The sequence below is a fragment of the Acinetobacter sp. 826659 genome (assembly GCF_000588515.1).
Taxonomy (GTDB): domain Bacteria; phylum Pseudomonadota; class Gammaproteobacteria; order Pseudomonadales; family Moraxellaceae; genus Acinetobacter; species Acinetobacter pittii.
On record NZ_JFYD01000006.1, the window covers coordinates 271,126 to 297,838 of the forward strand.

A 26,713-nucleotide genomic window follows, 5' to 3' on the forward strand; every position below is an offset into this window, starting at 1 on the left:
TTAATTGGCAGATTATATTTAGTAATACACCGATAAAATGGATAATTAAATCCATCTTATCGGCTTTCTAGAATCGGGTTTTTTAAAACCTTATTTTTTATTGTTTAATATATTTTGGGAACTCTTTTAAAACCTTATGGCAAAAGTGTCCCTGTGTATCCGCTTTCTTACGTTCTTCAAATTCCTTCATACCAAATTTCATAACCTCTCTACCGTATTTTTCACCAAGGTCATGTTTAGTACATTTTGCGGCAGCATCCTTTAACTCTTCTGAGTAATAGTGATAATTACAATCGAGCTGAGCACGGCTTAAAAAACCATGTAGCTCTACTGCTTTCTCACACTGTGTTTGCTCTAGAAGATTTCTAGACTCTTGAGCAGCATAAATTGATGTTGCTACGAATAAAGTGAAAATCGTTACTAAAAAATTACGCATTATTTCCCCGACAAAGTTATTAAAAGTATTAGTGATAATATTGCGGGCGTATTAAATAATAATTATTTATAAGTGTCTATTAATAATAAAGAAAATGGGATAACCCTCATCTCTTTTGAATACTTAATCACCTTAATAAAATTGGGTGATTAATTTTTATCAAGTGAATGATATTAAATTTGTTTTATAACCATCTTTAATATTATTCGAGTTATTCGAAAAAAGAGTTTTAGTGATATTTAATCCATTTCTAATCTACTAAAACCCTTATTCATAACACTACGTTAAAACCCTAATTTCTTAAAGACAAAATAACCCACATGGCTTTCAAAGCTACCGTCATTTTGAATTTTGAAATATTTCTTCACAAGGTCAGATGAACCTTCCTGCAAATAACGTAAAGTTTTGATTTGATCTTCAGGCGTTTTCATTCGCTTTACCCAACTATCAAAGTCTAACGAAAGCGTTTGTTTGTCTAAACCCACCAAATCAAAGCCTGCATCTTCAATAAAATAGACCCACTCTTTCACACTATAGTTTCGTACATGACTTGGGTCTCGAATCGTTTCGATGGTCTGTAAAAACGTATCTAATATTGGCGAGCTAGAGCTAATAATGTCTACAAAAATAACAATACCATCTGGCTTAAGCACGCGGTTTACTTCTTTCATGGCAGTCGGAACATGTTGCCAATGATGCGCAGAATATCGGCTAATAACCACATCAAACTGCTGATCACTAAAAGGCATATCTTCAGCAATGCCCTGCTGCACAAAGATATTTTTTAATTTGCGTTGGCTAGCCGTCTTAGACACGGTGTCTAACATTTCATGAGATAAATCGTAGGCAAAAACAAGGTCCGCATGCGGAGCAACATTGTAAGAAACATGCCCACCACCACAGCCTAAATCAAGAACTACAGCTTTTTCAATTTTCTGAATTTCATTAATAAATTTATTAAATTCAATACCTTCAGAATGAGCTTGGCTATTTAAATAGTCGAGAGATTTATTTTGATATTGTTTTTGATTTATATCATGCTGGGTGATCATAACCTTGCTCCTCCTTTGTAATGGAATTACATTAAAGGAAAAGTTAGATAAAAAATAATGATTAGTTTTTCTTCAATTGATAAATAAAAGTTATTATTTGATTTGTTTTGATATGTCATGCCAGTTAATAAAAATAAGATTTAAAGATTAATAAGAAATCCGCAAAGAGCACTGTTTAGTCACCCTTACTGAAACAGTGCTCTTTGCTCCATCCCAACCTCTATCCAGAAAGGTTCGATGCATAGAAATAGTGTATTTACCTTTGACTCAAAATGTTTCCTGTATTTTTTAAAATTTTTAAACATTCGCAGCATAAAAATGAAGTATATTGAATTTTATCAGAAGATTCTTCTTTGGTTTATATTTTGAACAGAACAGAATACACACTAGATCGTATAGATCGGAAAATTTTATCTGCATTACGTGGAAATGGCCGTTTAACTGTAGCTCAACTGGCCGAAGAAGTAGGTCTTTCATCTTCTCCGTGCTGGACTCGCCTGAAACGTCTGGAAACTTTAAAAATTATTGAAGGATATACAGTAAACGTAAACCAAAAAGCGATTGGCATTCATGAAGTTTTTTTTATTGAAATTACTTTAGAGCGCCATGATGACGAAATGCTAGAAAATTTCAGTGAAGCATTAGCAGATATACCTGAAGTAGTGGAAGCGCATCTCGTCACAGGTGACTATGATTATCTGGTTAAAGTAGCAGTCAAAGATGCTGACCATTACGAACGATTTTTAAGAAAGAAACTTTATTCAATTAAAGGAATACGCCACACCCGTTCGACCTTCGCCCTACGCCCTCTCAAATCTGCTAATACAGCCGATTTAATGTTAATTGAATAAAAAGGTTAAACGCTGACAGTTAAATCTTTAATTTATTGATTTTAAAATATTTATTAAGGAAAAACCTAGAAAATATAACAGATGATAGCTCTGTTATATTTTTTTTAAAAAATTCTGTATCTATGATTACAGCCATCACTTCTTCAAAATGTAATTAATCTGAATTGGAGGCATCGCCATGAACATTTTGAAGAAAAAAAATAAGGCCAGTTTTGTATTCTTTATTATTACTCTCTACTCGTTTATTGGGTTTGGCTTAGGCTTCGTAATTTGGGAATACTTTTTAAAGGCCTAGTTTGCTAAAGAAGCGCTAACTCACCTCAGTAATAATTTCTGAAGTGATTTCTTTACTACGATGATATGCGGCCTTCATAGCTAAACGTATATCATCAGATACATTTCCTAGCTCAAACATTCTGAGTGCTGATTCGGTAATCCCGTTAGCCAAGGTCACCTTGCCACACAGATCCGCTGGCGGGACATTACTTTTACGGACCATTTCAACTGCGCCACTAGCCGCTTGGAGTGCTAAATCTAGAGCAAATTGTTTATCAAGTCCTAAAGAAACCCCTGTCTTTATCATGCTGTCTAAAATATAGAAAAAGTAAGCCGGCCCAGAACCAGACAAAGCAATAATTGCGTCTGACTGCGTTTCAGACGGCGCCCAAAAAGTCTGACCCGTTGCAGAGTACAGCATTTCGATTAGGTCTTTATCAAGCTGGTCCATTTGCTCTGAAGCAATAAGCACATGTGTCCCCGTATGCGTCAGCACAGGCGGATTTGAAATTACACGAACAATTTTTTTCGAACCCGTAAAACGAGTCAAGTTTGCAATATCTACTCCCGCCATCATAGAAACTATAATTTTACTAGCTAACCATTTTTTTAGCGGTATAAGTGTCTCTTTTAACTGTTTAGGCTCTAGTAGCAAAACAACAATTTCAGCTTTTTTTAGTCCATTTTCTTTTTGCTTTAAAGCATTTGTATCATTAATCTTTTTCTCTTCAATGAGGTGTATTTTTTCTTTTTTAAATCCTTTTAAAACCAACCCTCCTATTAACGCTAAAGCTAGATTACTACTGCCAATAAAACAAATATTAGGTTGTACTGCACTTAACATTTAAAATGTTTTCCTTTCTTAAGAGAGGTTTATAACAACAAATATTATCTATAATTTAATTATGTATATTGAATTAATGATGACCGTCTGAATAAAGAACCCACTTTAATAAGATATATTATTAAAGTGGGTTTTGTTTTATTCGCGCAATAAATAAAACAACTTTAGATTAAGCCTAATGTATTACTATTGTTAGTAAATACCACAAAAAAAATGTTAAGCTGTGTAACATATACAAGAGTATTGTAAAAAATTCTGTAACGAATTCTATTAAGCTAATATAAAAAATATCTATTACTTAATAAGAAAATCTTTAAACCAAATTAAGGCACGGAAGTGTTCTACTTCAAACAACTAAAGAGTTTCTTTCTTATTCGCTAAAATTCTCTCGGCTTTTCTGATTGCCTGTTGTAAATCAATATCTTCGCACACCCAAAAGGTAAAAATTTTTCCAAATAGGTGGAAATGCTGTTTAACATACTGAGAGCTATTATCTGAATAGTGCTCTTCAATCTTAAGAACATCATTATGATTTTCTATCTTTTGACCGTCTAAAATACCGCCAATACAAATATCCATTTGAGTACCATACACCTAATTAATTATATTTTAACAAAAAATTTAGAAGCACTTTTAAGAGCATATTTTTATTCTGCTTTTTATTTTGAAAGATAAGTTTAATTAAAACTTATAAAAAACCCACAAGATAGAGTGGGTTTTTAAACTCTTCTAAAGCGCTTTAGCCTTAAACATATTCTATTTAAATAATATATTTAAAACAACTCTAGTCGCTCTATGAAATTATGAATTCTGAAGAATCACAATATTTGAAGCTTGTGGGCCTTTTTTACCCTGTACTACAGTAAACTCAACACGTTGGCCTTCTAAGAGAACCTTAAAACCTTGTGTTTGAATATCGGTAAAATGAGCGAAAATATCCTTACCTTCATCAGCCGCAATAAAACCAAAACCTTTAGTTTCATTGAACCATTTTACTGTACCAGTAGAAGTAGACATATATTTATCCTAAATTTTAAAATATTATAACTTATTATTGGGGAAACCAATTTAACTAAAAAATAGACGTGAAAACTTAAATATCTGAATGAACCGAAGACTTATAAATAAAACTGCGAAATAGAAATTTATGATGACAAGAATATTTTGTTAGTTATGCTCGACTATACACGCTTCAAAATCATTTGCAATCGATATTCAAAATAATTAAAGCAAGAAAAATTTTATAGTGTTGACTCAACATCTTTCATCTTGATTTGATTAAAGATCCTTTCAATTAAAAATCTAATATTCTATATTTTAATTGAAAGAAGTACTTTTAATTCTTGAGTTACTGACGCCATTAATAGAATTTCTGTTCACCAGCAGGGCGTGTTTTAAAGCGTCGGTGAAACCACATGTATTGTGTAGGAGCAATACGAATTTGGTTTTCAATAATCTTGTTTACCCTTTCAGCGTCACTGACTTCACAGCCACTTGGGAAATTTTCTAATTTAGGTTCTACTAAAACATGATATTGCGGATTACGAATATCACCACTACGGTAAAAATATAAAGGCACGGCTGCTGCTTTTGAGATATCCATTAGTCTGCGATGCGCTGTAACAGTGGCTGCCTGAATACCGAAAAATGATGCCATTACGCCTTGTTTTAAGCCAAAATCCTGATCTGGGCTATACCATATCGCATGACCATGTTTAAGGTTTTGTATGAGTCCACGCATGTTATCTCGAGCAATTTGGTTTTTATACACTCGCGCACGACTACGATGAATCAGAAAATCTAAAAACGGATTGTTTTGAGGTCGGTAAACCACGTCCATATTAAAGAATAAAGTACACGCCGCTCCACCTGCATCTAAAAGTGTACTGTGGGTACCTAATAAAAGTACGCCATTTTCCTGATTATTGGTTAAATTTTCTAAACCATCTATGTGGACACGGCTTTTAAACCAATTTGGGCAATACCAAGCATTGAGAGCTTCAAATACACCCGTTAAAGTATCAACAAAAACCTGTTTAGCTTTTGCCTCAATTTGCAAAGGTGTTTTTTCTGGAAAACATGCTTGTAAATTACGTAGTGTGGTTTTTCTTCGAGAACTTAAAGATTTCCACGCTATTTTTGATAGAAAATCAGCGAGGCGCCATTGAATAGCCCAAGGTAACATCGCAAATAACATTAGAATAAAAGCTAGAAACCATATACCCCAATATTTAAATGATAAAAAGGAAAATTGAAACTCGCCAGATTTAAACTGCCGTTCATTTTTCGTCATACTATAGATTTCTTGAGGTATAGACTTAGTATACTAACATGCTCAATTTTTAACGTTGTGTGTTTATGTTGCTTTCACTTTTATAGTTTTATATGCCCTATTTATTTATACAAATCTATATTTTAAATATTTAATCTATTTAAGGCTTAAATATACATAACCTTCTGTATACAACGATTATTTTCTCATTTAAAGTAACCGCACAATCTTGCCTCAATTGATAAATAGGATATATCAGCGTGAGCGGTCTTTTAGTATTTATAACTATAGCATTTCTTACCCTATTAAGCCCAGGACCGGGAGTTTTATTTACTGTCACAAATTCAATTAACTATGGTGTTAAAACTGCTTTGTTTGGAATAAGTGGTTTAATTATTGGTATGTTTGTGATTGCTGTAATTTCTGCCAGCGGTGTAGGACTTATTATTACCAGTAACCCTACTATTTTTACGGTTTTAAAATTTATTGGTGCATTTTATTTAATGTATCTCGGATATAAAAACTTTACTAAAAAACTTGCAACCCAAGAGTTAATGACCGATCAACAAAAAGATAAAGCTGTAAGTAAATCTAAATTGTTTTATCAGGGCCTATTCGCATCTTTGCTTAATCCTAAAACAATCGTATTTTTTATCGCACTCTTCCCTCAATTTATTGATATCAAGAAAGAGATTTTAAATCAATTTTTAATTCTTTCTTTAACCTTTTGTTTTATTGGTTTTTTAATTCATTTAGTTTATGCAAATTTCTCTTCAATTTTTAAAGATAAAATGTTAGCTGGAAATAATTTCTCGATGCTCAATAAAATTAGTGGTGCTATTTTCTTTCTACTTGCCATTTTACTTATCGCACAATAAAGCATTGCTCGACCTATTATTTGTTAAAAAGCCTTAACTCATGGTTAGGCTTTTTAACTCATTAGATCTTTAAACATGTTCTCTTCTAATACATTTTTAGAGTGTTACTCTGTTTAATATCCAACCATAAAAGAAATCTTCGTAGTTAGGGTTGTTCTCGGTAATTTCAATATAATGCTGCCCTTGCATAATATTTAAAATGCGCACGAGTACTTTTTCACCCTCTTTATTACGTCTATTTAAGTACGTAGCCAGTGCTTGCAAAGTAAGAGGTCCGTACTGGCAATCTACCACAAGATTTGACCAACCTTCCTTCCCCTGCTTATTCAGCAGATTTAAAGCACGTTGTAATAAAGGCTTTGTAAAATTGATGCCACAATTTATAGCTGTATCCAGTAACTCTTCTGCAATAGCTGGGCTAATCGCATTAATCTGGTCAAACTGTGGTTCAAGCCAGTATTTTTGCTTATAAATAGATTTGGCGACACTTAAGGGCAAGTCTTGCATGTTGCCTTGATATCCGTTCGATCGAGCGACTGCTTCTGTAATGCCAAATTTAGTCGCATGGCCATGATCTGATGGATGGTTAACATATCCGCCTTCTCGGCTGATAACTTTTTCTAAATATTGATCAATATTCATTTTATTCTACCTTTATATTTAAAGCTGTCTTTAGCTATTTTGGAGATCATCTTTTGCTTTTTTTAGGTCTTTAATGACCTCTACAATCGTTTTACCTTCTTGTTTATTGATGAAGTTAAATATCCATCTCACAATAGCCCAGCCCGGTAAACCACAGATGAAGAAAAATCCAGATAGGGTGATCATTCCCCAAATATCGGATACCCATTCATGCAGGTTCCATTTCATAATAATGAATGAGCCGCCTGTCAGGCTTGAAACTACTGTACAGATGAGAGCAACAATCCATTCTTGTGGAGAACGAGGAAAGCGCATCATCAATACAACTGCGACAACTAAGCTGACTGCCAGAGCCACCATAATTGCAATACTATAAAAATTTAAAAATGTGGCTAACCCACTGCTAGAAACTGTTTCCATGACTTTGTCCTGCGCTAAAGGGTAAAACTTGAAAACTCATCACGTTGACCAGCTTGTGGTTTTCAATGTTTATTAATCCCTTCGTTTTCTTTATTACAGTCAATAAAAAACACTAACGCTTTAAAGCAGCGCTAAATTGCAAGACGAACTTATCCTTGACCCCATTTATTTCAGGGGTCCGAGAAAGAATGTTTGTATGCTAAAGCCTGTTAGTGTGCACCGTTTAAGGCTTGTTCAATCAACTCAATCACTGTGATTGCACCAATCGCTTTTTGCATAGAGACTTGATCATCGAATTCGAATGCGTCATCTTCAAGCTCATTTACAATCTGCTTGGCCTCCTCAAGTGCCCTTTTTATTTTTTGTACCTTATATTTGTTTACGTCTTTGGCAATTGTCGGGATATACCCTCCACGTTTTGCATTTTTAAGTTGTTTAGCTCTGTTCTGCATTGCTGTAGTCATTCACTATCTCCAACTCAATGTACTCGTTAGTAAGGCGTCTTTATCGTTTGTTATTCTTGAGGTTTTGATACATTCTTTGAGCAATATAGCTAAGCTATGACTACAAATGTGTGTTCGAAACGTTTCATCTGGTACAACAATCATAAAGAACCAAACTATATGCAATTAAGCCACTAATTTATAAACAAATATTTCCTTTTCTAAAAATGTAAAAAAGTATTAAATTTTGTGGATTTAAGCTTTTTACACGCCTTAATTTTTTGACCAAAAAGTTCATATAAGGCTTTGCCGTATATCGGAAACTTTTGTTAGGTCTCACAATCTTTGTTAAATTCTTCATGTTCTTGATACCCTTTATCGACGAACATTAAGCCTGATCCACGGAATCGGGCTTTTTTTATTCCAATTTTTGTTTTGATAGCCTGTTTGCAAATAATAATTGAGCTATCTCCCTTTTATTCTGCTACCTCTAGAAACAAAATAAATTTAGCTTCCATCTCAAAGCTTTGATAAAGCAATAAATAGAGACTTAGGCACCACTTAAAATTTCTCTATTCATCTTGAGATATAACTGATATTATAACTATAGTTATTATTAGTCAATAACTATAGTTGTTTTACTAGATATAACTTAAGTTATATATTTGTTATAAGTTTACTGGTGTAACCATTATGGCTCTTAAAGACCGTTTAAAAGACTCTAGAATTAAAGCCAAAAAAACTCAGGCTGAAGTGGCAGAAGCTGTAAAGATGTCACAACCTGCCTATCAGGCTTTAGAGTCAGGGAAAAATTTAAAATCTGCATTTCTTCCTTTAATTGCCCAATTTTTAGGAGTGGATGGTTATTGGTTAACGACGGGGAATACTGAAGACTCTTTTAGAGAAAGTGATGTATTTAGCCCGACTGTGGTGAGTGCAGAATCTACCGATCAATATGTTTGGATTGAAGTTGTAGAAGCTAACTTTTCTTGCGGGACAGGTGAATCTATCGAATTTCATTTCGATGCTATTAATGGAAAAATTCCTTTCCCCGCTTCATTCTTTAAAGAAAAACGCGTTGCTCAAGAATGCATGCGTATTATTAAAGCTAAGGGCGACAGCATGACCGACTACATTAAAGACGGAGATTTGGTGGGTATTGATATCTCACAGACTGAAGTCATTGATGGCGAGATTTATGCGGTTTACTTTGCCGGTGAAGGAATGATTAAACAGATTTTTAAAGAGGCAGATGGTTCTTTAATTTTGCATAGCTTAAATGAAAAATTTAGAGACCGACGTGTAACAGAAGAGAACGGTAAAAACTTTAAGGTTATGGGTCGCCAGTTCTGGCGAGCAGGCTAATTTAGTTATTAAATATAATTAAAATAATAATGCACTTATTTTTAATCACTTCAGCCTTTTTATAACTTTAATTATTTATATAACCTGTAGACATAAAAAAACCTATCTCCTTTAAAAGAGATAGGTTTTCTCGCTTTATTACCATGGTTTTATCAACAATATGTATTTAAACGATAAAGTTGATTAAATCCGGCATAGAAGCTTTTACCATCTTGGTTTAACTCAATTTCTTCACCAGATTGAAGTTGAATTTTTTTACCAACTTCGACCCAACGATATCCATCGAGAGAGTTTTGTTTACGCACATGAGGAACAATCCTCACATTAATTTCGTTGCCATTTACGGCTGTGGCAATGTGCCACTCATTTACTATATTCACAATCATTCACTCATCACTGAGCTCATGTGATTTTACGGTATGTAATTAGAACGCTAGATTTAGGGTATGGACAGTTCGTCTAGAATTTAATATTTAGCTTTATATAGGGTTATTTATAAGCTAATTGCTTTTCATAATTTTCGTATTATGAAAAGTGGTACATCACAGAGCATAATATTTTTGGATGCGGGAGTCGGATTTGAACCAACGACCTTCGGGTTATGAGCCCGACGAGCTACCAGACTGCTCCACCCCGCAATTGGAAGTAAGCTTTATACGCTCATATATTTTATAAAGCAAACTTTATTTTTTAATCGGTTGTAATTATTAACAATTCTCTTTTTATTATTTTTTCATTTTAACCGTTCAGTCTAAATTCACTTATCAATTTCAATTTTTAATTCTTTAATTTGTTGTATTTATTTTAAATAGAACCCGATATTCATAGACAACAATTGCCTTGGTTGGATGGCTTTTATACTATCTAGTTTGGCCCTTTAATTTTTAGTTCGTATGTCTGAACCTCAGTTTTCCCTTAGTGAATATCTCGGCACAGTTCAGGAAGTCATACGTGTGGCTTTTGATGAGCCAGTTTGGGTAAAAGCAGAAATTCGAAATTTAAATATTAAGGGCGGTCATTACTATTTAGAACTCGCAGAAAAAGATGCAGAGACGGATAAAGTCATTGCCAGCTGTAAAGCCACGATCTGGAAATTTTCAGCGAGTAAAATTGTTTTAAAGTTTGAACGTGAAACTGGGATTGAGATTTCTAGCGACTTAAATGTGCTCATCAAAATTAGAGCACGTTTTGATCCTCAATATGGATTTTCAGTCAACATTGAAGAAATTGACTCAAGTTTTACATTGGGTGAAATTGCTAAACGTTATCAGCAAATTATTGAACGCCTTACTCAAGAAGGTTTAATTCATAAAAATAAACTTCTCCCCACTCCTTTTGATATTCAAAATGTTTTAGTCATTGCCCCTCAAAATGCTGCCGGCCTTGGTGACTTTAAAAAAGATGCAGATGCACTTGAGCGAAATGGGGTTTGCCATTTTGTGTATCACACCGCTACTTTTCAAGGAAACACGGCTGCAACCAGTTTGATTGAATCTTTAGGTTCAGGTTTAAGACAATGGGCCAGCACATTTACATTTCCACCAGATTTGATTGTGATTATTCGTGGTGGAGGTGCTGTCAATGACTTGGCTTATTTAAATGATTATGAGCTTGCCGCCCTGCTCTGCAAACGCAGTGTACCGATTTGGGTGGGAATTGGTCATGAAAAAGACCGTACTATCTTAGATGAGATTGCACACCGTTCGTTTGACACACCAAGTAAAGTCATTGCTGGTATTCGCAACCACATTGTTGAACGCGTACAAGAAGCTGTAGATAGCCTACAAACGATTAAGCTACTTTCTCAACATCAAATCACGACCTATCAAAGCAAAAATGATCAACTGCTTCATCACATTAAGTCATCCGCACAGAGTCAACTTAGCTCGGCACATCGTTTGCTTGACCAGATGAAAGAACGTATTCAGTTTAGCTCACAACAACAAGTTAAATTTTCATTAGCCCAAATCGAATCTTTGATGAAAGAAATTCTTTTGCAAAACCCGAAACAGGTTCAGGCCAAGGGCTATGCAATTGTTAGATCAGAAGGAAAAGCGATTCGCTCTATACACCAAATTTCAAGCCCCGCCCTTGCTATTGAGATGCAAGATGGTGTGGTTGAAGCCAACATTACGCAGGTAATTCCAAATGAAGAATGAAGAGTTAACGTTTAAAGATGGTCATGACATTTTGAAGAAAAATGCCGAATTATTAGAGTCTCAAGAAAGCCCGGATATCGATAATTTAATGAAGATTGTTGAAGAATCTATTACGGCTTATAAAGCGTGTAAATCACGAATTGAAGCCGTTCAACAAGCTCTAGATGAGACATTCAAAGAATAAAAAAAGCCCACTCCTACTTCTCATTGAAGGAATGGGCTTAGTGAAATCCACTTAATCCTGAAATGCAAAAATGTGGATTAGGTCACATTTTTACACAGGCATAGTCCCATAACCATTTTAGATGTTCAATATTTTAATTGTGTCTATACGTTAGTTTGGCTTAATTTTCACCATCTCTTAAATAAAACGATTTCTATTAAGACCATACAAAATACAAACTCTACTCATGGTTATTGTTAAATTTAATTTAAGAGTTATTCCTCACTGAATGGACCAATTAACTGATAAATTTTGCCGTCTTTAGGGTTTTCATAGAGCAAATCCATATTGGGTAAAATAATATCATCATTAATTTCAATATGTTCAATGCTCTTATGAAGTTCGAGCGCGTGATCATTCATGGGTCTAACTTTTGCCAAAGCAATTGATTCTTTATCAAACTGATCCTTGATAATTACTTTTAATCTTGTCATGAAAATCTCCTAAAAATTAAATTTTTTAATATAAATAAAGGGTTAAGTTTAAAATGAGCTAATCGCAGAATAGCCGATTGGCATCGCAAAAAAAGTTAAAATAAATGCAGCCGTACGTTGTAAATTACGTTGGTTTAACCAAGTTACTTTGTTTGAAATTAATACTGTTCCAAAAGCAATCCATAAAAATGCAATGGGTGTAATTAATGATAAAAAAATAGCAATATGCACAAAATAAACGTGAAGCACTTCCCATGCTGCATGTGGAAAAATAGCAGAAGCAAAGAGTAAAGCTTTAGGGTTTAAAAGTGTTGCAACAAATAAAGCCTTAGGTGTAATCAGTGGGCTGTCTAATTTGATGTCATTTGTTGATGTTATCCAAAGTTTAAATGCAAGGTAGAGAATAAAAGTTGCACTTATTAACTTTAATAAGGCAGGAAGCCAAGGGATAAAATGTGAAACTGACTCAAGCAAAATACCCCATGAAGTAATTGCAATGAGATAACCCATCACTTCAGCAGGAATAAGTTTAAGAGACTGCTTCACCCCCGCTTGTATTCCAGCCGAGGCTAACAATGTATTTGTTGGGCCTGGAGTCAACAAAATGGTGACCACAAGTCCAATAAACATAAATGACACCATAGGCAACGAACTCTTTAGTTATGCTAGGCGAAATATGTCAAAAAGGAATATCTATTGTCGACATAATGGTTGTAACAAGAAATATTGAAGTTTATTTTTTTAATTTTAAAACAAACAATTAACTCCACCTGACTACAAATTCACTTACTATTTCAATAATTTTAAATATGCAAAATCGATCACATAAACCTAGAATAAGCGCTATTTTTTATGCTCGCTAAACACTTAAATCAAGCTTTTTTTCACAGAAAAATAAGCCGTTATTTTTAATATTTATTTCTTATTCAGCTTATTTAATAAACGCTTTTTTCTGACTTGAAATTTGAAAATTGATCAATATATAAACAACTAGAAATCGTGATTTTACTGAATATGATGTCCCGTTCCCCATCAATTCTTTGATTGTCGCTTTCATCAAATAAATCAGATGATGGAGGATGCATGATGAATGCTTATGTTCGCCCTCATCCAGATGGTTTTAAATCTTATTTAGGCAAGAATCAGAAAACCGGACTCTACATTGTACGAGTTGGTTGGACGGTTTATGAAACGAATGGCAATGGCTCTGTGCTGTACATTGTTAAGAATGAAGATACGATTCCGTTGGATGTAGAAAAGTTTAAAACTGATCGTCCCAAAATTTATGCTGCTCTTCTAAGTGAAGTTCAGTTTCAACGCAAGAAACAACTCGCGATTGATCTCCAGCAATCAAACATCCCTTCTTATGACCGTAAAGCCTACAAAAAACGGCGTGGCTTTATAGACTCTTAAGTGAAGGCATTTACTTTAAACTCATATAGAAAAAGCACCCTTAGGTGCTTTTTCTTTTAACGACCAGTTGTAATTAATACGAGCATACTCAGTATTAAAGTGCTTAATGATCGTTTGCAATGTATGTGGACTTCATGCTCAGCTCCGTGAGCAAATTGATTAACGTTTTCCATTTCGTGTGCCCTTAAAGTTCACACTGATAATTTGCACAATTTTCACACAATAAGAAATTAGCCAAAAGTATTATATCGAATCAAATTTTAAATCTAATGCTAGGCAGGTAGTTTTGAAATTTATAACTGAAGTAGCTAGATGTAACATTCTTATACGAGGTTAAGCCCTATTGAGCGTTTGTAGACCTTTCATTTCAAACTCACCTAGCAAAGAAATGATTTTATAAAATGAAAAGAGATAACAATATTCTGTTTTTTAATAATAGTCTTCGACAGGAGAACTTTTATGGAAACTCAACAAGAAACCAACTCTTCTTTATTTTGTAATGCCTCTACCTCAATTCAAGCCTGCATTGAATGTATGATTGCCTGCAAAACATGTGCAGCTGCATGTTTGCAAGAAGAACATGTAAGTATGATGCGTGACTGTATTAAGCATTGCATGACATGTGTAGAAACCTGCCAACTTTGTACGTCTTTAGAACTAAGAAACTCTGAGCTAGCAGAATCAGCCATGCAACTTTGTGCGAACGCTTGTCAACTTTGTGCAGCAGAATGCAGTAAACATGACCATAAACACTGCCAAGTTTGTGCTAAAGCATGTCTTGCTTGCGCACAAGCTTGTCTGGCATATCGTTCCTAAGTGGTATTCACAACTTTAAGCCTACGCAATCTTTAGATCGTAGGCTAATTAAAATATTTTAGATAACAGTAAATTAGATATTTTTTATTTAAGCTGATTACAATTTTTACTTTTTTACAGGCATAAAAAAAACCCGCATCTTGGGGAAAATGCAGGCTCTTAGATCTCCCACAACGACCATGAGTTCATTATTAAACTTGAACTTTAAACCGTTAACCAAATGTACCCTTAATAAAAATAAATTGCAATACAGAAAAGTCTGTATATTTGAAATATTTTATTATTTTTACATTAATTTTTCATAAATAGTTTAAAAGTATAAGATATTTCCAAATAAGAAATAGCTTTTTTACAGGCATTAAAAAAGCCCGTTTCACGGGCTTTTCTGCAACGGTGAGCAATGTAAGCGTTGTGTCTATCCAACTCTTGTTTGCTCTTTGCTAGCTATATGTAAGGTCTTATCGTATCTTTTGCCCTGTCCCAAGTTTCCCTGTGGATCGAGGAGATATTACGATTACCTTAGGTACAGTTATAGCACATTATTTATTCATGACTAGTCTTGTTCACGTTTTTTTACAAATGAACAAAATACGATCTATCCTTAATATTTAAGGGTTTTCTACCCCATTTGGATATTGGCGAGCGTCATCACAAATTGGATACCACTTCACTTGTGAATTAACAAAAGCATGAGAGATGACTGGCGTCGATATTTCTTCATTAATAAGTCCGACCCTCAGGCGTACCACTTCTGGCTTATCTAGACGTTCACTCCAGATCGGTGAACCACAAGTTTTACAGAACACTCTCTTTTTATTAGGTGATGCAAAATAAGCCTGTAACAGGTTTTCACCCTGCACAATGTTTAAATCACTTTTTTGTACTTGAGTGATGGCAGCAAAAGCAGCCCCTTGTGCTTTTTGGCATTGCTTACAATGACAAACCATAATGGGATTTAATTCAGCATTAATGCTGAGTTGAACACCATTACAAAGACAAGAAGCTGTATAAATCATGATTTTAACTTTTTATTTTTATGGGATTTAGCTTACACCCACCCCTTTTTCAATATGATCTAAAATGGCACAAGAAGCCTGTTGATCGCCACAGCAATCATCGGCAGAAGCCTGCAAAATATTAACCATTTCTTGTAGGTGGGCAATTTTTTGCTTTAATTCGGCAATGTGTTTGACGGTTAAGGCTTTCACCTCTGCACTATGCCGATCAGTATTTTTCCAAAGTGAAATAAGCTCTTTCATCTGTTCAGATGAAAAACCTAACTCTCGAGCATGCTTTAAAAAGTTTAAAGTTTTAAGGTCTGTTTCTGAATAGATGCGATAGCCAGAAGCAGAACGCTGAGCTGCTTCAAGTAAACCGATTTCTTCATAGTAGCGAATCATTTTCGCCGAAATGCCCGAATGTTTGGATGCCTGACCGATATTCATCTCACACCTCAAATATTAAATTTGGTTTAAGACCTGCTGTCATGATCTTAAACCAAAAGTTGATTTTCAGCACGCTTACTCTACTGGCGCATGAAAGCGTTTTAAGCGTAATGCATTGCCTAAAACAAAGACCGAAGAAAGTGCCATCGCGCCTGCTGCAAACATCGGTGAAAGTAACACACCAAATGCTGGATATAATGCCCCTGCTGCAATTGGAATTAGGGCTACGTTATATACAAATGCCCAGAACAGGTTTTGACGTATGTTTCGCATGGTGGCTTTACTTAATGCAATTGCATTCGGTACGCCTTTTAAACTACCTGACATGAGCACAACATCAGCTGCTTCGATGGCAACATCTGTTCCTGTACCAATAGCTAAACCGACATCTGCTTGCGCCAAGGCTGGTGCATCGTTAATACCATCACCAACAAAAGCTAAGCGCCCATACTGTTTTTGCAGTTGGCGGACTGTGTCCACTTTGCCCTCGGGTAAAACCTCTGCCACAACTTCATCAATGTTCAGCTTTTTGGCAATGGCTTGTGCCGTATGACGGTTGTCTCCAGTAATCATTGCAACCTTTAACCCAAGCTGATGTAAGGCCTCAATCGCAGCATAGGTTGTTTCTTTAATTGGATCTGCCACGGCAATAATTGCTGCAAGTTGCTGATCGATAGCAACATAAAGCGGTGTTTTACCTTCTTCACCTAACTGAGCAGCAATCGCTTGGAAAGAGTTGGTGTCTAAACCAAGTTGGTGCATATAACGATCTGCACCAATTTGTACTTTCTGGCCTGAAACTTCCGCTTCAATACCTGAACCTGTAATCGAGTTAAATGCTGTTACTGGTAATAAGTTTAGGCCTTCACTTTCTGCTGCTTGAACAATCGCGAGTGCAATCGGGTGTTCAGACTTGGCTTCGACTGAGGCAACTAAAGTCAGCACTTGTTTGCGTTCAAAGCCCTGTTGCACATTAAAGTCAGTCAGTGTCGGTTTGCCTTCGGTGAGTGTACCCGTTTTATCAACTGCAACGACCTGCGCTTCTTGTAAAAGCTGCAAAGCTTCACCTTTACGGAACAAGACACCTAACTCAGCACCACGTCCAGTACCGACCATAATAGAAGTTGGTGTTGCAAGTCCCATCGCACAAGGACACGCAATAATCAGTACCGCAACAGCATTCACTAAACCAAAAGTCAGCGCAGGCTCTGGCCCCCAAATAAACCAAACCAAGAAAGTAATTGCAGCAATTAACATGACTACAGGCACAAACCACATAGTGACTTTATCGACTAAGCCCTGAATCGGAAGTTTAGAACCTTGGGCCTGCTCAACCATGCGAATAATTTGTGACAGTACAGATGAAGAACCAACAGCAGTTGCCCGAATGTTTAGAGTACCGTTTTGATTGACCGTACCCCCAACTACTTGTTGTCCAACTATTTTTTCAACAGGGACTGGCTCACCCGTAATCATAGATTCATCAATGTAGCTGTGCCCTTCAACCACTTCACCATCGACAGGCACACGCTCACCCGGACGGATTTCTACAATAGTTCCACTGACTACTTCAGCAACTGCAACTTCCACTATTTGTCCATCACGCTGAATGCGAGCGGTTTTAGGCTGCATGCCCACTAAATGTTGAATAGCTTGCGAAGTACGTCCTTTAGCTTTGGCTTCGAAATATCGTCCGAGTAAAATTAAACTGACAATTACAGCAGCCGCTTCAAAGTAAACATTGACCGTACCTTGTGGTAAAACCTGCGGCATAAAGGTTGCCACTACTGAAAAACTGTAGGCAGCCAAGGTTCCAACTGCCACTAGCGAGTTCATATCTGGTGCTAAACGCCACAGCGCTGGAATCCCTTTTTGATAAAAACGGCGACCTGGAAAAACGAGCACTAATGTGGTCAAAGCAAACTGTAAAAGCCAGCTATTGTATTGGCCAATGGTGTCCATGATCCACATGTGAAAAGCTGGAATGAGATGTGAACCCATTTCCAAAATAAACACAGGTGAGGCCAACACAATCGAAATGATCAAATCTTTTTTTAGCTGATCTAACTCTGACGCTTTTTTATCGAGTTGCTCATCTTGATTTTTTTCAGATGCTTTAGCGTCGTAACCTGCTTTTTTAACAGCGCGAATTAAGTCTTCAACATTAACTGATGCATCTGCTTGTACCCAAGCCTGCTCTGTTGCTAAGTTGACCGTAGCTTGTTGAACACCGTCTACTTTTTTAAGGGCTTTTTCTACACGTGCAACACAAGACGCACAGGTCATGCCCTCAATAGACAACTCCACTGGCGCAGCTTTGGGAACATCATAACCTGCTCGTTCAACTGCTTTAACCAGTGCTTCGCGCTGGATTGGTTGATTTGAATAAACAACCGCTTTTTCTGTTGCCAAATTAACATTGGCAATCTCTATATTTTCAACTTTTTTAAGTGCTTTTTCGACACGACCTACACACGAGGCACACGTCATGCCTTCGATTGGAAGTGTTTCACTATATGCTGGCAATTTTGTGGTTTTTGAGTCCATCAAACACCTCTGCAAATCTGCAAAATTTAATATTCTGTATTGAGCATACAGATTCCCATCATGGGAAGGTCAAGCATATTTTTTTAAAAATTTGGTCTTGACCTTACAATCATGACAAGGTTTAGACTCAGTGTTATCCAAACAAATATCTCATTCTTGATGGAGTATGAATATGAAACTACTTATTGAAAATATGACTTGTGGTGGCTGCGCTCGTGGAGTGACTGCGACGATTCAGGACGTCGATCCAAATGCAAAAGTAGATGTAGACTTAGCGACCAAAATCGTGACTGTTGAAAGCAGTGAAAGCATCGACAAAATTACCGAAGCACTTGAAGAAGATGGTTTCCCAGCGAAAGTGCAATAATGAATAAGGCCTAACGTTTAAAGTTAGGCCTTTATTTTTGAGCTTGTTGATATTGACTCAAAGCTGAAATTTTTTAATTCGATAATCTAATGCTGCCCGAGATATTCCCAATAAACGTGCCGCTTCAGACACATTATGATTGGCTTTTTTTAAAGCCGTTAAAATTAACTGCTTCTCGTGTTCTTCTAAATTAAACTCTGCCTGCAACAATTGCTCAAAGTTAGTTTTAACAACTACAGCCTGCTCTGGGTCATGCTTGATCTGCGGGAAAATGGCATTTAACTTAATCAGTTGCTGATCATCCGTTAATAAAACAGCCCTTTCTAATAAGTTTTCCAACTCACGAATATTGCCCGGCCATTCATATTGCTGCATAAAAACTTTGGTCTTTTCACTTACACCCTGAATGGTTTTGCCGTACATTTTTTCAAAGCGATGAAGAAAGTGTTCAACCAGTAAAGGAATATCTTCACGGCGCTCCCGCAAAGGCGGAATCTGAACTGGAAAAATATTTAAGCGATAATACAAATCTGCCCGAAATCGTCCTGTTTTCACAGCTTGTTCAAGGTCTTCATTAGTCGCTGTAATTACACGAACATCTAAAATACGAGTTTGTGAGTCTCCTACTCGCTCAAATTCACCTTCTTGCAAAATGCGTAATAGCGCAGCTTGTGCACGGGGTGAAAGCTCAATCACTTCGTCTAAAAAAATCGTACCACCATTGGCTCGTTCAAACTTACCCAAGCGAGATTGATGCGCTCCTGTATAAGCACCTTTTTCTACGCCAAATAACTCAGACTCAATTAACTCTGGCGGAATCGCTGCACAATTTACCGCAATAAAAGGCTGGTCTTTTCTTTGGCTATTTTCATGGACACCTCGTGCAAAAGCTTCTTTACCAACGCCGGTTTCGCCTTGTAGTAAAATAGAAACTTTCGAACCTGCCGCCTTTGTTAATAATGCACAGACCTGTTTATAAGATGCTGACTTACCCACAGAACTAAATAATTGGTAATCGGCTTCACTATCACTGTAAATTGATTTTTTAAGTTCAAAAAGTTCAGCCTGCAACGCAATGAGTTCTTTTTCCATGGGTTCGGGAGACATGAACTGAATTAGCTCATCTGCATTTTCCCACTCTTCTAAAGGCTTACCAATAATACGACAATGCTCGTGGCCGCAAGCTTTACACTCTATTTCTTGATAGATAATGGTCATGCCCGTCGCAAAACTACTGTAGCCGCACGCATAACCTAGAAGCATCCAGCACGCAGGTTCATCACTTGGACCAAAATGCTCTAAATGCACATCAGCTTCAAAAGAGTTAAGCCAATTTAAATCGGCATAAAACTGTTTTTTATCGTGGCTTAAATTGAGCTGGTTGGCCTGTACTTGCACCATTCCACGAATGGCGTGCATTTGTGGACCCGCCATAAAAGCATCGTGTTCATTTAAATCGGGACGCATGTTTGTTGTAACTTCTGCATCTTTTAACCCAGCTTGATACCCTAATCGAATAAAGAAACGCTTAGTCCGCTCAAGGCCTATCATGTGTGCTAAGTCTTTACGCAAATATCCCATAATGCTGGTGTGTAAAAGCAGCATCCGATATTCATCAAACCAGATTTGGCCGTGGGCAGTATCAAAGTGCAATTTAGACAGCAAATCGTGAATTTCTTGCGGATGATCTGCGTATCGTCCCGTTGTATCGTATTTTACTCGAGCCATGAGTGATCTGTTTTAATCCATTAAACACATTTGGGTTTTATCTCATCTTATCGAAGAACCAGATAAATGTCCTAGTATCTTAAAGACATAACTTCATACTAAAAAAGTATTTCTAAATCTCTCCATTTAAAGCCTCAAACAATCTAAAAAGAAATTTTTACGACCCTATTCATCAAATCATGAATATCTCTATTTCACCATTCAAAAAAATTCATGAAATGGTGAATTTAAAAAATTCCTCATTTTCCATAAAAATCTTAATTAATTGTTTTTAATAATAAAAATAAAGTTGGCATAGCTTTTGTAAAGCTTATAGCGAGAGCAAGGAGCATTCATCAATTTCAAGACCATGTCTTGATGGAGTACAGCATGACGCAACCTCAAGTCGAAGCATTAACCAAATATATTCGGGTCACTGGCGACTTAAACGCAGAGTTTATCGAATTCGATTTTGCCATTCACGATCCAAGTCTATTTGTGGAACTGGTTTTGCCTAAACATGCATTTAATGATTTTTGTAAGACCAATCAAGTGGTTGAAATGACCCAAGAGCAGCAAGCTTTTAACGATGCTCAGGAAGAAAAATGGCGCTATGGCACTGAAGCAACCTTAGTCGGCACGCAACGTAATAGCAACGATCACGATGATCAAATGTAAAAAATATAAGGAGATAAAGCCATGACTTTAGAAATCAAAACGTCAAATGTCGAACCTATCCGCCAGAACTACGCCTATATCGAAAGACGATTTGGTAGTAAGCCAGCTACTCGATATCAAGAAGTAAGTTTCGATGTACAGGCAGAAACTAACTTTCACTATCGTCCTTTGTGGAAACCTGAAAAGACTTTAAATGACAAAACCCATACTACCCTGCAAATGCAAGATTGGTATGCATTCAAAGATCCACGTCAATTCTATTATGGAACTTACGTTCAACATCGTGCACGTTTGCAGGACACAGCCGAAAGTAATTTTGCTTTTTTCGAAAAACGTCAGCTTGCAGAACATTTGTCTGATGAAGTCAAAGCTAAGGTCATTGAGTGCCTATTGCCATTTCGCCACGTTGAACAAACTGCAAACTTACACATGATGTCTGGCAGTGCCTATGGTTATGGCACCGTGCTAACCCAAGCTTGTATTTATGCCGCAATGGATCATTTAGGGATAGCGCAGTACATCTCACGGATTGGCTTAGCTTTAGATGGTAATAGCGGAGATTCATTACAACAGGCAAAACAGGCTTGGATGCAACATCCTGCATGGCAAGACCTACGCCGTCTGTGTGAAGAAAGCCTCACCGAGCAAGACTACTTCAAACTTTTCTTATTACAGAACCTTGTGATTGACGGCTTTGTGACAGAGCTTGTCTATCAACAGTTTGATCAGTGGTTAGTCACTCAAAATGCTCGTGACTTAGCCATGCTGACTGAATTTATGAAAGATACTTTAGGTGATTTACGTAAGTGGTCAGACACCGTCATTAAAACTGCCGCAGCAGAGTCCGATCACAACAAACAGCTATTAAATGAATGGTTCACTGAGTCTCTAGCTCAAGTAAAAGCAGCTTTTACACCGTGGGCAATAGCAGCCTTAACAGCAGATGCAGTTGATCAAGCAGAACAAGCCGTTATTGAACGTGCAAAAAAACTCGGCCTACAACCAGAACTTGCAAATGCTTAAGGAGAAGCAACATGTCTAAAGTCTATCTCGCGTTACAAGACAACGATACTTCACGCTACATCATCGAAGCGATTGAAGAAGATACCCCTGAAGCTTCAATTCAGTATTTCCCCGCCATGATTCGCATTGAAAGTGAAACTGATTTGGTGATTAAAGCTGAAACCGTATCTGAAAAACTAGGCCAAGATTGGGACATCCAATCGTTACAACTCAACATGATTACGCTGGGCGGCAATGTCGAAGAAGATGACGATACTTTCCGCCTTCACTGGAATTAATCACAACATAGACGTTGTTTAACAAAGATTTAAGGATGATCAATCATGACAACTCAAACGAAAGAAACCAGCAAAAAATTAAATGCTAAAGATCGTTACCGCGCATTAACCCGTGATCTGGACTGGGACTTTTCCTATGCTGACCGTAAAGATGCCTTCCCTTATGAAGAGTTTGAAGGTATCAAAATTACGGACTGGTCTAAATGGGAAGATCCATTCCGTTTAACTATGGATGCTTACTGGAAATATCAGGCAGAAAAAGAGAAAAAACTGTATGCCATTTTTGATGCCTTTGCTCAAAACAATGGTCAGATGAATGTCAGCAATGAACGTTACTTAAATGCGATCAAACTCTTTTTAACAGCGGTGACCCCACTTGAATATCAGGCCTATCAAGGCTATGCCCATGTAGGTCGCCAGTTTAGTGGTATTGGAGCACGTATTGCTTCTCAGATGCAGTCGATTGATGAACTGCGTCATGTACAGACTCAAATTCATGCCATGAGCCATTACAACAAGTTCTTTGATGGTTTTCAGGACTGGGCACATATGCATGACCGCGTTTGGTATTTGTCTGTGCCTAAATCATTTTTTGAAGATGCCCGTTCTGCCGGACCTTTCGAATTTTTATTAGCGATTAGTTTTGCTTTTGAATATGTACTTACCAACTTACTGTTTGTGCCGTTTATGTCAGGTGCAGCTTATAACGGCGATATGGCAACCGTGACCTTTGGTTTTAGTGCGCAGTCTGATGAAGCGCGTCACATGACGCTTGGTCTTGAAATCGTAAAATTCTTGCTCGAACAGCATGAAGACAACGTGCCAATTGTGCAGGAATGGATTGATAAATGGTTCTGGCGCGGAACTCGTTTGCTTTCAATTGTAGGCATGATGATGGATTACATGCTGCCAAACAAAGTGATGTCTTGGAAAGAAGCTTGGGAAGTTTACTTTGAACAGGCAGGCGGCGCACTATTTAAAGATTTGAGCCGTTATGGCATTCGTATGCCGAAATATAGCGATGTCATTGTGAAAGAAAAAGAGCATGTCTCACATCAGGCATGGTGGATTTTCTACAACTTTGGTCATGCTGCTGGTTTCCATACTTGGATTCCAACCGACGAAGAAATGGATTGGTTATCGGCTAAATATCCAGACACTTTCGATAAATACTACCGTCCAAAATGGGAGTTGGCTCGCGAAATGGAAGCCGAAGGTAAACGCTTCTACAGCGCAGGTTTACCACAGCTTTGTCAGGTTTGTCAGATTCCAATGACCTTTACCGAAATGGGCGATGACCCAACTCAGTTTAGTTATCGCCATAGCATTTACCAAGGCGAACGCTACCACACCTGTTCAGATGGCTGTCATGACGTTTTCGAACGCGAGCCTGAGAAATATATACAAGCATGGCTACCTGTAAATCAAATTTTGCAAGGTAACTGTGGTGGTGACCTCGAAACCATGCTCCGCGATTATTACCGCATGAATGTCGGTGCCGACAATCTGGATATTGAAGGTTCTCCAGACCAACAGCGCTGGAAAAAATGGAAAGGCAACGCAGCTTAAGCACAAGGAATTGTTCAGGCAGTCATCAAGCTGCCTGATCGGAAATAAGGAGATTGAACATGACTGTTCGCGCGATACACAACAACTATCAATTTGAACCGCTTGATCTGCAAAAAAATTATGGCGATCAATTCTTGCTTTATGTGGGTTGGGATCATCACACACTTTTTTGCTCGGCACATGCCATGCTTGCCTCGCCTCAACAAACTTTTGGACAGTTGATTGCGCAACAAATTACAGGTGGTTTTGCTCAACATCCAGATTTTGCCAAAATTGATTGGTCAAAAGTGCAATACACCTTAGATGGCCAAACAATTAGCCCAGAGAGTACACAAAGCTTGGCAGAGCTTGGTTTTGGGCATAAGTCATTACTTCGTTTCGTTACGCCAGAATTAAATGGCTATAACGACAGCTACGTTTAATTCGGAGGTGTGTCATGAGTTATCAAGTCACCATTGGACCGATCGGAACAACGATTGAAGTAGAAGAAGACCAAACCATTTTAGATGCCGCTTTACGTCAAGGCGTTTGGTTACCATTTGCCTGTGGTCATGGCACTTGTGGGACATGCAAGGTTCAAGTCACCGACGGTTTTTACGATGTTGGTGAAGCTTCTCCCTTTGCGCTCATGGATATTGAACGTGATGAAAATAAGGTGCTTGCCTGCTGCTGTAAACCACAATCCGACATGGTTATTGAGGCCGATGTCGATGAAGACCCAGATTTCTTAGGCCATTTGGTTCAAGACTATCAAGCGACCGTCATTGAAATAAAAGACCTGTCGCCGACCATTAAGGGAATCCGACTACAACTAGATCGTCCAATTGAGTTCCAAGCAGGTCAATATATTAATGTCCAGTTCCCAGATATTGAAGGAACTCGTGCATTTTCAATTGCTAATTCGCCAAGTGAAGTGGGCATTGTTGAGCTGCATATTCGTAAAGTTGAAGGCGGTGCAGCGACGACTTATGTACATGAACAACTTGCTACAGGTGATCAGCTCGATATTTCAGGCCCTTATGGTCAATTTTTTGTACGCAAGTCAGATGATCAAAACGCCATTTTCATTGCAGGTGGTTCAGGTCTTTCAAGTCCACAATCGATGATTTTAGATTTACTTGAGTCTGGAGATAGTCGCACGATTTACCTTTTCCAAGGAGCACGAGACTTAGCAGAGCTATACAACAGAGAATTGTTTGAACAGCTCGTAAAAGACTATCCGAACTTCCGCTATATCCCTGCTCTCAATGCACCAAAACCAGAAGACCAATGGACTGGATTTACCGGATTCGTGCATGAGGCCGTTGCCGATTACTTTGAAAATCGATGTGGTGGACACAAAGCGTATTTGTGCGGTCCTCCAATCATGATCGACTCAGCAATTTCAACACTCATGCAAAGTCGCTTATTCGAACGGGACATTCATACTGAACGGTTCTTAAGTGCAGCCGATGGCGCTGCTGGACAATCGCGTTCGGCTTTATTCAAACATATTTAAAGATAAACCTTTAAATCACTCCGCTTTTTCAAATGAGCCTTGTATTTGTAATTTAGAAAGCAAATACAAGGCTCACAGGAGTTCTGCATTCCAAATTTACAGGTTAAACAGACTTAAGTTTTTAAAAATCGTTAAGGAATAACGTTTTTTAGTGACAAACCAAACAACACAGAATAGGACATTCTATGAATAACAAAATTGCTGCAATCATATGTGGTGTAATCAGCGCCATTTACCTTCCTTCTGCATTTGCGACAGAAAACGGCTCAGACTCTTTTGCCTTAGGTGCCGAAGGTATGATGGCGGGTGCCTTACCACCTGCTGGGGTTTATCTACTCAGTTATTATCAAAATTATCACGCATCAGTGTTTCAAAATGGTCCCGACCAGTTTCATGTTGATGTCAACGCCGTGGTTCCGCGGTTGGTCTGGATGACCGATCAAAAAATTCTGGATGGACAACTCGGGTTTTATGCAGCCTAGCCATTGGTTGATCTACGGCTTAAAGTAAAGGGAATGGCTGACTCAAACCAAGGTCTCGGAGACTTGATTTTGGGTGGTATGCTCGGCTGGCATCAAGGAAATCATCACTGGATTGCAGCCCTAGAAACTGTCCTGGCAACAGGTGAATATGACACTCCAAGTGAGACACATCCAGTTGAAGCCAATCTCGGGAAAAACTATCACACCATTCGACCTATTCTTGCCTATAGTTATGCCAACGCGGCAGGTTTAGACCTTTCTACTAAACTGTCTTATAGCTGGAATACGCGTAACGACGCGACTGACTACCAGTCTGGACAATACATTGCGGGTGACTATAGCTTGGGTTATCGCATTCACCCAAAACTCAAAGTGGCTGTTGAAGGCTATGCTTTTAAACAAACCACAGATGACAAAGTAAACGGAAGTGACATTGGGTTTAAAGGACAGGCTTTTGCAATTGGTCTAGGCATTCAATATGCCGATAAAAACTGGTCTATTGAAGCCAAATTTCTAAAAGAAACCGAAGTCGAATATCGTCCCGAAGGCCATACCAGCTGGCTAAAACTGATTTGGGCTTTCTAAACTACCTCAA

General features: G+C 37.5%; 31 protein-coding genes, 1 tRNA gene and 1 pseudogene. 16 read left to right on the top strand and 17 right to left on the bottom strand.

The window, feature by feature from the left end:
* Positions 1–97: 97 nt before the first annotated feature.
* Together J663_RS14215 and J663_RS14220 are read right to left on the bottom strand one after the other, a co-directional pair.
* A complete protein-coding gene (locus J663_RS14215; protein ID WP_014206236.1) occupies positions 98–436 on the bottom strand; it encodes a hypothetical protein in 339 nt (112 codons plus the stop codon).
* Between the two features lie 284 nt (positions 437–720).
* Entirely contained in the window at positions 721–1,488 is a 768-nt protein-coding gene (locus tag J663_RS14220; protein WP_002117457.1) for a class I SAM-dependent methyltransferase, read from the bottom strand.
* Positions 1,489–1,853: 365 nt separating this feature from the next.
* Between J663_RS14220 and J663_RS14225 the strand changes: the two genes are divergently transcribed.
* Both J663_RS14225 and J663_RS19080 read left to right on the top strand, forming a co-directional pair.
* Positions 1,854–2,339, top strand: coding sequence for an Lrp/AsnC family transcriptional regulator (locus tag J663_RS14225; protein WP_031944142.1), 486 nt, complete (start codon positions 1,854–1,856; stop codon positions 2,337–2,339).
* A 178-nt stretch (positions 2,340–2,517) separates the two neighbouring features.
* Positions 2,518–2,634, top strand: coding sequence for a hypothetical protein (locus tag J663_RS19080; protein ID WP_002117441.1), 117 nt, complete (start codon positions 2,518–2,520; stop codon positions 2,632–2,634).
* Positions 2,635–2,649: 15 nt separating this feature from the next.
* On the opposite strand, the gene J663_RS14230 is transcribed toward J663_RS19080, so the two are convergent.
* The 4 genes from J663_RS14230 to J663_RS14245 all read right to left on the bottom strand — a co-directional run bounded on the left by J663_RS14230 (position 2,650) and on the right by J663_RS14245 (position 5,752).
* The gene (locus J663_RS14230; RefSeq protein ID WP_017403101.1) at positions 2,650–3,459 is read right to left on the bottom strand and encodes a pyrroline-5-carboxylate reductase family protein; all 810 of its coding nucleotides are present in this window, start codon (positions 3,457–3,459) and stop codon (positions 2,650–2,652) included.
* Between the two features lie 354 nt (positions 3,460–3,813).
* Entirely contained in the window at positions 3,814–4,038 is a 225-nt protein-coding gene (locus J663_RS14235; protein ID WP_017386331.1) for a hypothetical protein, read from the bottom strand.
* Positions 4,039–4,260: 222 nt separating this feature from the next.
* Positions 4,261–4,476, bottom strand: a complete 216-nt coding sequence (locus tag J663_RS14240) for a cold-shock protein (protein WP_005070223.1) — start codon at positions 4,474–4,476, stop codon at positions 4,261–4,263.
* A gap of 343 nt (positions 4,477–4,819) precedes the next feature.
* The gene (locus tag J663_RS14245; RefSeq protein WP_033850529.1) at positions 4,820–5,752 is read right to left on the bottom strand and encodes a lauroyl acyltransferase; all 933 of its coding nucleotides are present in this window, start codon (positions 5,750–5,752) and stop codon (positions 4,820–4,822) included.
* A 239-nt stretch (positions 5,753–5,991) separates the two neighbouring features.
* Between J663_RS14245 and J663_RS14250 the strand changes: the two genes are divergently transcribed.
* Positions 5,992–6,609: a LysE family translocator gene (locus J663_RS14250; RefSeq protein ID WP_033850530.1), complete on the top strand. Its 618-nt coding sequence runs from the start codon at positions 5,992–5,994 to the stop codon at positions 6,607–6,609.
* A 96-nt stretch (positions 6,610–6,705) separates the two neighbouring features.
* Here the strand turns inward: J663_RS14250 and J663_RS14255 are convergent, their stop codons facing one another.
* The 3 genes from J663_RS14255 to J663_RS14265 form a co-directional block, all read right to left on the bottom strand.
* On the bottom strand, positions 6,706–7,251 hold the full coding sequence (locus J663_RS14255) for a glycoside hydrolase family 108 protein (RefSeq protein WP_033850532.1): 546 nt from the start codon (positions 7,249–7,251) through the stop codon (positions 6,706–6,708).
* Positions 7,252–7,281: 30 nt separating this feature from the next.
* Positions 7,282–7,671 carry a hypothetical protein gene (locus J663_RS14260; protein WP_002119864.1) on the bottom strand — a complete coding sequence of 130 codons (390 nt, stop codon included), beginning with the start codon at positions 7,669–7,671 and terminating at the stop codon, positions 7,282–7,284.
* Between the two features lie 209 nt (positions 7,672–7,880).
* Positions 7,881–8,135 carry a hypothetical protein gene (locus J663_RS14265; RefSeq protein WP_002119927.1) on the bottom strand — a complete coding sequence of 85 codons (255 nt, stop codon included), beginning with the start codon at positions 8,133–8,135 and terminating at the stop codon, positions 7,881–7,883.
* Positions 8,136–8,807: 672 nt separating this feature from the next.
* Between J663_RS14265 and J663_RS14270 the strand changes: the two genes are divergently transcribed.
* A complete protein-coding gene (locus J663_RS14270; protein WP_002119885.1) occupies positions 8,808–9,479 on the top strand; it encodes an XRE family transcriptional regulator in 672 nt (223 codons plus the stop codon).
* 152 nt (positions 9,480–9,631) lie between these two features.
* Here J663_RS14270 and J663_RS14275 read toward each other — a convergent pair whose 3' ends face one another.
* Positions 9,632–9,865, bottom strand: a complete 234-nt coding sequence (locus tag J663_RS14275; protein WP_002119938.1) for a hypothetical protein — start codon at positions 9,863–9,865, stop codon at positions 9,632–9,634.
* A gap of 175 nt (positions 9,866–10,040) precedes the next feature.
* Positions 10,041–10,117, bottom strand: a tRNA-Met gene (locus tag J663_RS14280).
* 255 nt (positions 10,118–10,372) lie between these two features.
* Between J663_RS14280 and xseA the strand changes: the two genes are divergently transcribed.
* Together xseA and xseB are read left to right on the top strand one after the other, a co-directional pair.
* Positions 10,373–11,638: an exodeoxyribonuclease VII large subunit gene (xseA, locus tag J663_RS14285; protein WP_033850534.1), complete on the top strand. Its 1,266-nt coding sequence runs from the start codon at positions 10,373–10,375 to the stop codon at positions 11,636–11,638.
* Entirely contained in the window at positions 11,628–11,822 is a 195-nt protein-coding gene (xseB, locus tag J663_RS14290; protein WP_002119890.1) for an exodeoxyribonuclease VII small subunit, read from the top strand. The genes xseA and xseB overlap by 11 nt, the downstream gene beginning before the upstream one ends.
* Positions 11,823–12,076: 254 nt before the next feature.
* Here xseB and J663_RS14295 read toward each other — a convergent pair whose 3' ends face one another.
* On the bottom strand, positions 12,077–12,295 hold the full coding sequence (locus J663_RS14295) for a hypothetical protein (RefSeq protein WP_033850537.1): 219 nt from the start codon (positions 12,293–12,295) through the stop codon (positions 12,077–12,079).
* 48 nt (positions 12,296–12,343) lie between these two features.
* Complete coding sequence (locus J663_RS14300; protein WP_033850539.1) at positions 12,344–12,937, bottom strand: LysE family translocator; 594 nt, start codon at positions 12,935–12,937, stop codon at positions 12,344–12,346.
* A 441-nt stretch (positions 12,938–13,378) separates the two neighbouring features.
* On the opposite strand from J663_RS14300, the gene J663_RS14305 reads away from it, so the two are divergent.
* Both J663_RS14305 and J663_RS14310 read left to right on the top strand, forming a co-directional pair.
* A complete protein-coding gene (locus J663_RS14305) occupies positions 13,379–13,708 on the top strand; it encodes a hypothetical protein (RefSeq protein ID WP_005070242.1) in 330 nt (109 codons plus the stop codon).
* Positions 13,709–14,167: 459 nt separating this feature from the next.
* A complete protein-coding gene (locus J663_RS14310; RefSeq protein WP_033850541.1) occupies positions 14,168–14,524 on the top strand; it encodes a four-helix bundle copper-binding protein in 357 nt (118 codons plus the stop codon).
* Positions 14,525–15,132: 608 nt separating this feature from the next.
* Here the strand turns inward: J663_RS14310 and J663_RS14315 are convergent.
* The 3 genes from J663_RS14315 to J663_RS14325 all read right to left on the bottom strand — a co-directional run bounded on the left by J663_RS14315 (position 15,133) and on the right by J663_RS14325 (position 18,516).
* Entirely contained in the window at positions 15,133–15,540 is a 408-nt protein-coding gene (locus tag J663_RS14315; RefSeq protein WP_033850543.1) for a GFA family protein, read from the bottom strand.
* A 27-nt stretch (positions 15,541–15,567) separates the two neighbouring features.
* The gene (gene cueR, locus J663_RS14320; protein WP_001020650.1) at positions 15,568–15,969 is read right to left on the bottom strand and encodes a Cu(I)-responsive transcriptional regulator; all 402 of its coding nucleotides are present in this window, start codon (positions 15,967–15,969) and stop codon (positions 15,568–15,570) included.
* Between the two features lie 75 nt (positions 15,970–16,044).
* A complete protein-coding gene (locus tag J663_RS14325) occupies positions 16,045–18,516 on the bottom strand; it encodes a heavy metal translocating P-type ATPase (RefSeq protein WP_033850544.1) in 2,472 nt (823 codons plus the stop codon).
* Positions 18,517–18,682: 166 nt separating this feature from the next.
* Here J663_RS14325 and J663_RS14330 point away from each other — a divergent pair, with 166 nt between their 5' ends.
* Complete coding sequence (locus tag J663_RS14330) at positions 18,683–18,883, top strand: heavy-metal-associated domain-containing protein (protein WP_078210158.1); 201 nt, start codon at positions 18,683–18,685, stop codon at positions 18,881–18,883.
* A gap of 57 nt (positions 18,884–18,940) precedes the next feature.
* On the opposite strand, the gene mobR is transcribed toward J663_RS14330, so the two are convergent.
* Positions 18,941–20,611, bottom strand: a complete 1,671-nt coding sequence (gene mobR / locus J663_RS14335) for a phenol degradation transcriptional regulator MobR (RefSeq protein WP_033850545.1) — start codon at positions 20,609–20,611, stop codon at positions 18,941–18,943.
* Positions 20,612–20,980: 369 nt separating this feature from the next.
* Here mobR and J663_RS14340 point away from each other — a divergent pair, with 369 nt between their 5' ends.
* From J663_RS14340 to J663_RS14370, 7 genes and pseudogenes are all read left to right on the top strand, one after another.
* On the top strand, positions 20,981–21,268 hold the full coding sequence (locus tag J663_RS14340; protein ID WP_000193471.1) for a phenol hydroxylase subunit: 288 nt from the start codon (positions 20,981–20,983) through the stop codon (positions 21,266–21,268).
* Between the two features lie 21 nt (positions 21,269–21,289).
* Entirely contained in the window at positions 21,290–22,291 is a 1,002-nt protein-coding gene (locus J663_RS14345) for an aromatic/alkene monooxygenase hydroxylase subunit beta (RefSeq protein ID WP_033850548.1), read from the top strand.
* 11 nt (positions 22,292–22,302) lie between these two features.
* Positions 22,303–22,569 (top strand): MmoB/DmpM family protein, encoded by a 267-nt coding sequence (locus J663_RS14350; RefSeq protein ID WP_031969823.1) that lies wholly within the window; start codon positions 22,303–22,305, stop codon positions 22,567–22,569.
* 45 nt (positions 22,570–22,614) lie between these two features.
* The gene (locus J663_RS14355) at positions 22,615–24,138 is read left to right on the top strand and encodes an aromatic/alkene/methane monooxygenase hydroxylase/oxygenase subunit alpha (protein WP_033850551.1); all 1,524 of its coding nucleotides are present in this window, start codon (positions 22,615–22,617) and stop codon (positions 24,136–24,138) included.
* A 59-nt stretch (positions 24,139–24,197) separates the two neighbouring features.
* Positions 24,198–24,560 carry a phenol hydroxylase subunit P4 gene (locus J663_RS14360; RefSeq protein ID WP_033850552.1) on the top strand — a complete coding sequence of 121 codons (363 nt, stop codon included), beginning with the start codon at positions 24,198–24,200 and terminating at the stop codon, positions 24,558–24,560.
* Positions 24,561–24,574: 14 nt separating this feature from the next.
* A complete protein-coding gene (locus J663_RS14365) occupies positions 24,575–25,636 on the top strand; it encodes an NADH:ubiquinone reductase (Na(+)-transporting) subunit F (protein ID WP_033850554.1) in 1,062 nt (353 codons plus the stop codon).
* A 185-nt stretch (positions 25,637–25,821) separates the two neighbouring features.
* A pseudogene (locus J663_RS14370) lies at positions 25,822–26,703 on the top strand (transporter).
* Positions 26,704–26,713 lie beyond the last annotated feature (10 nt).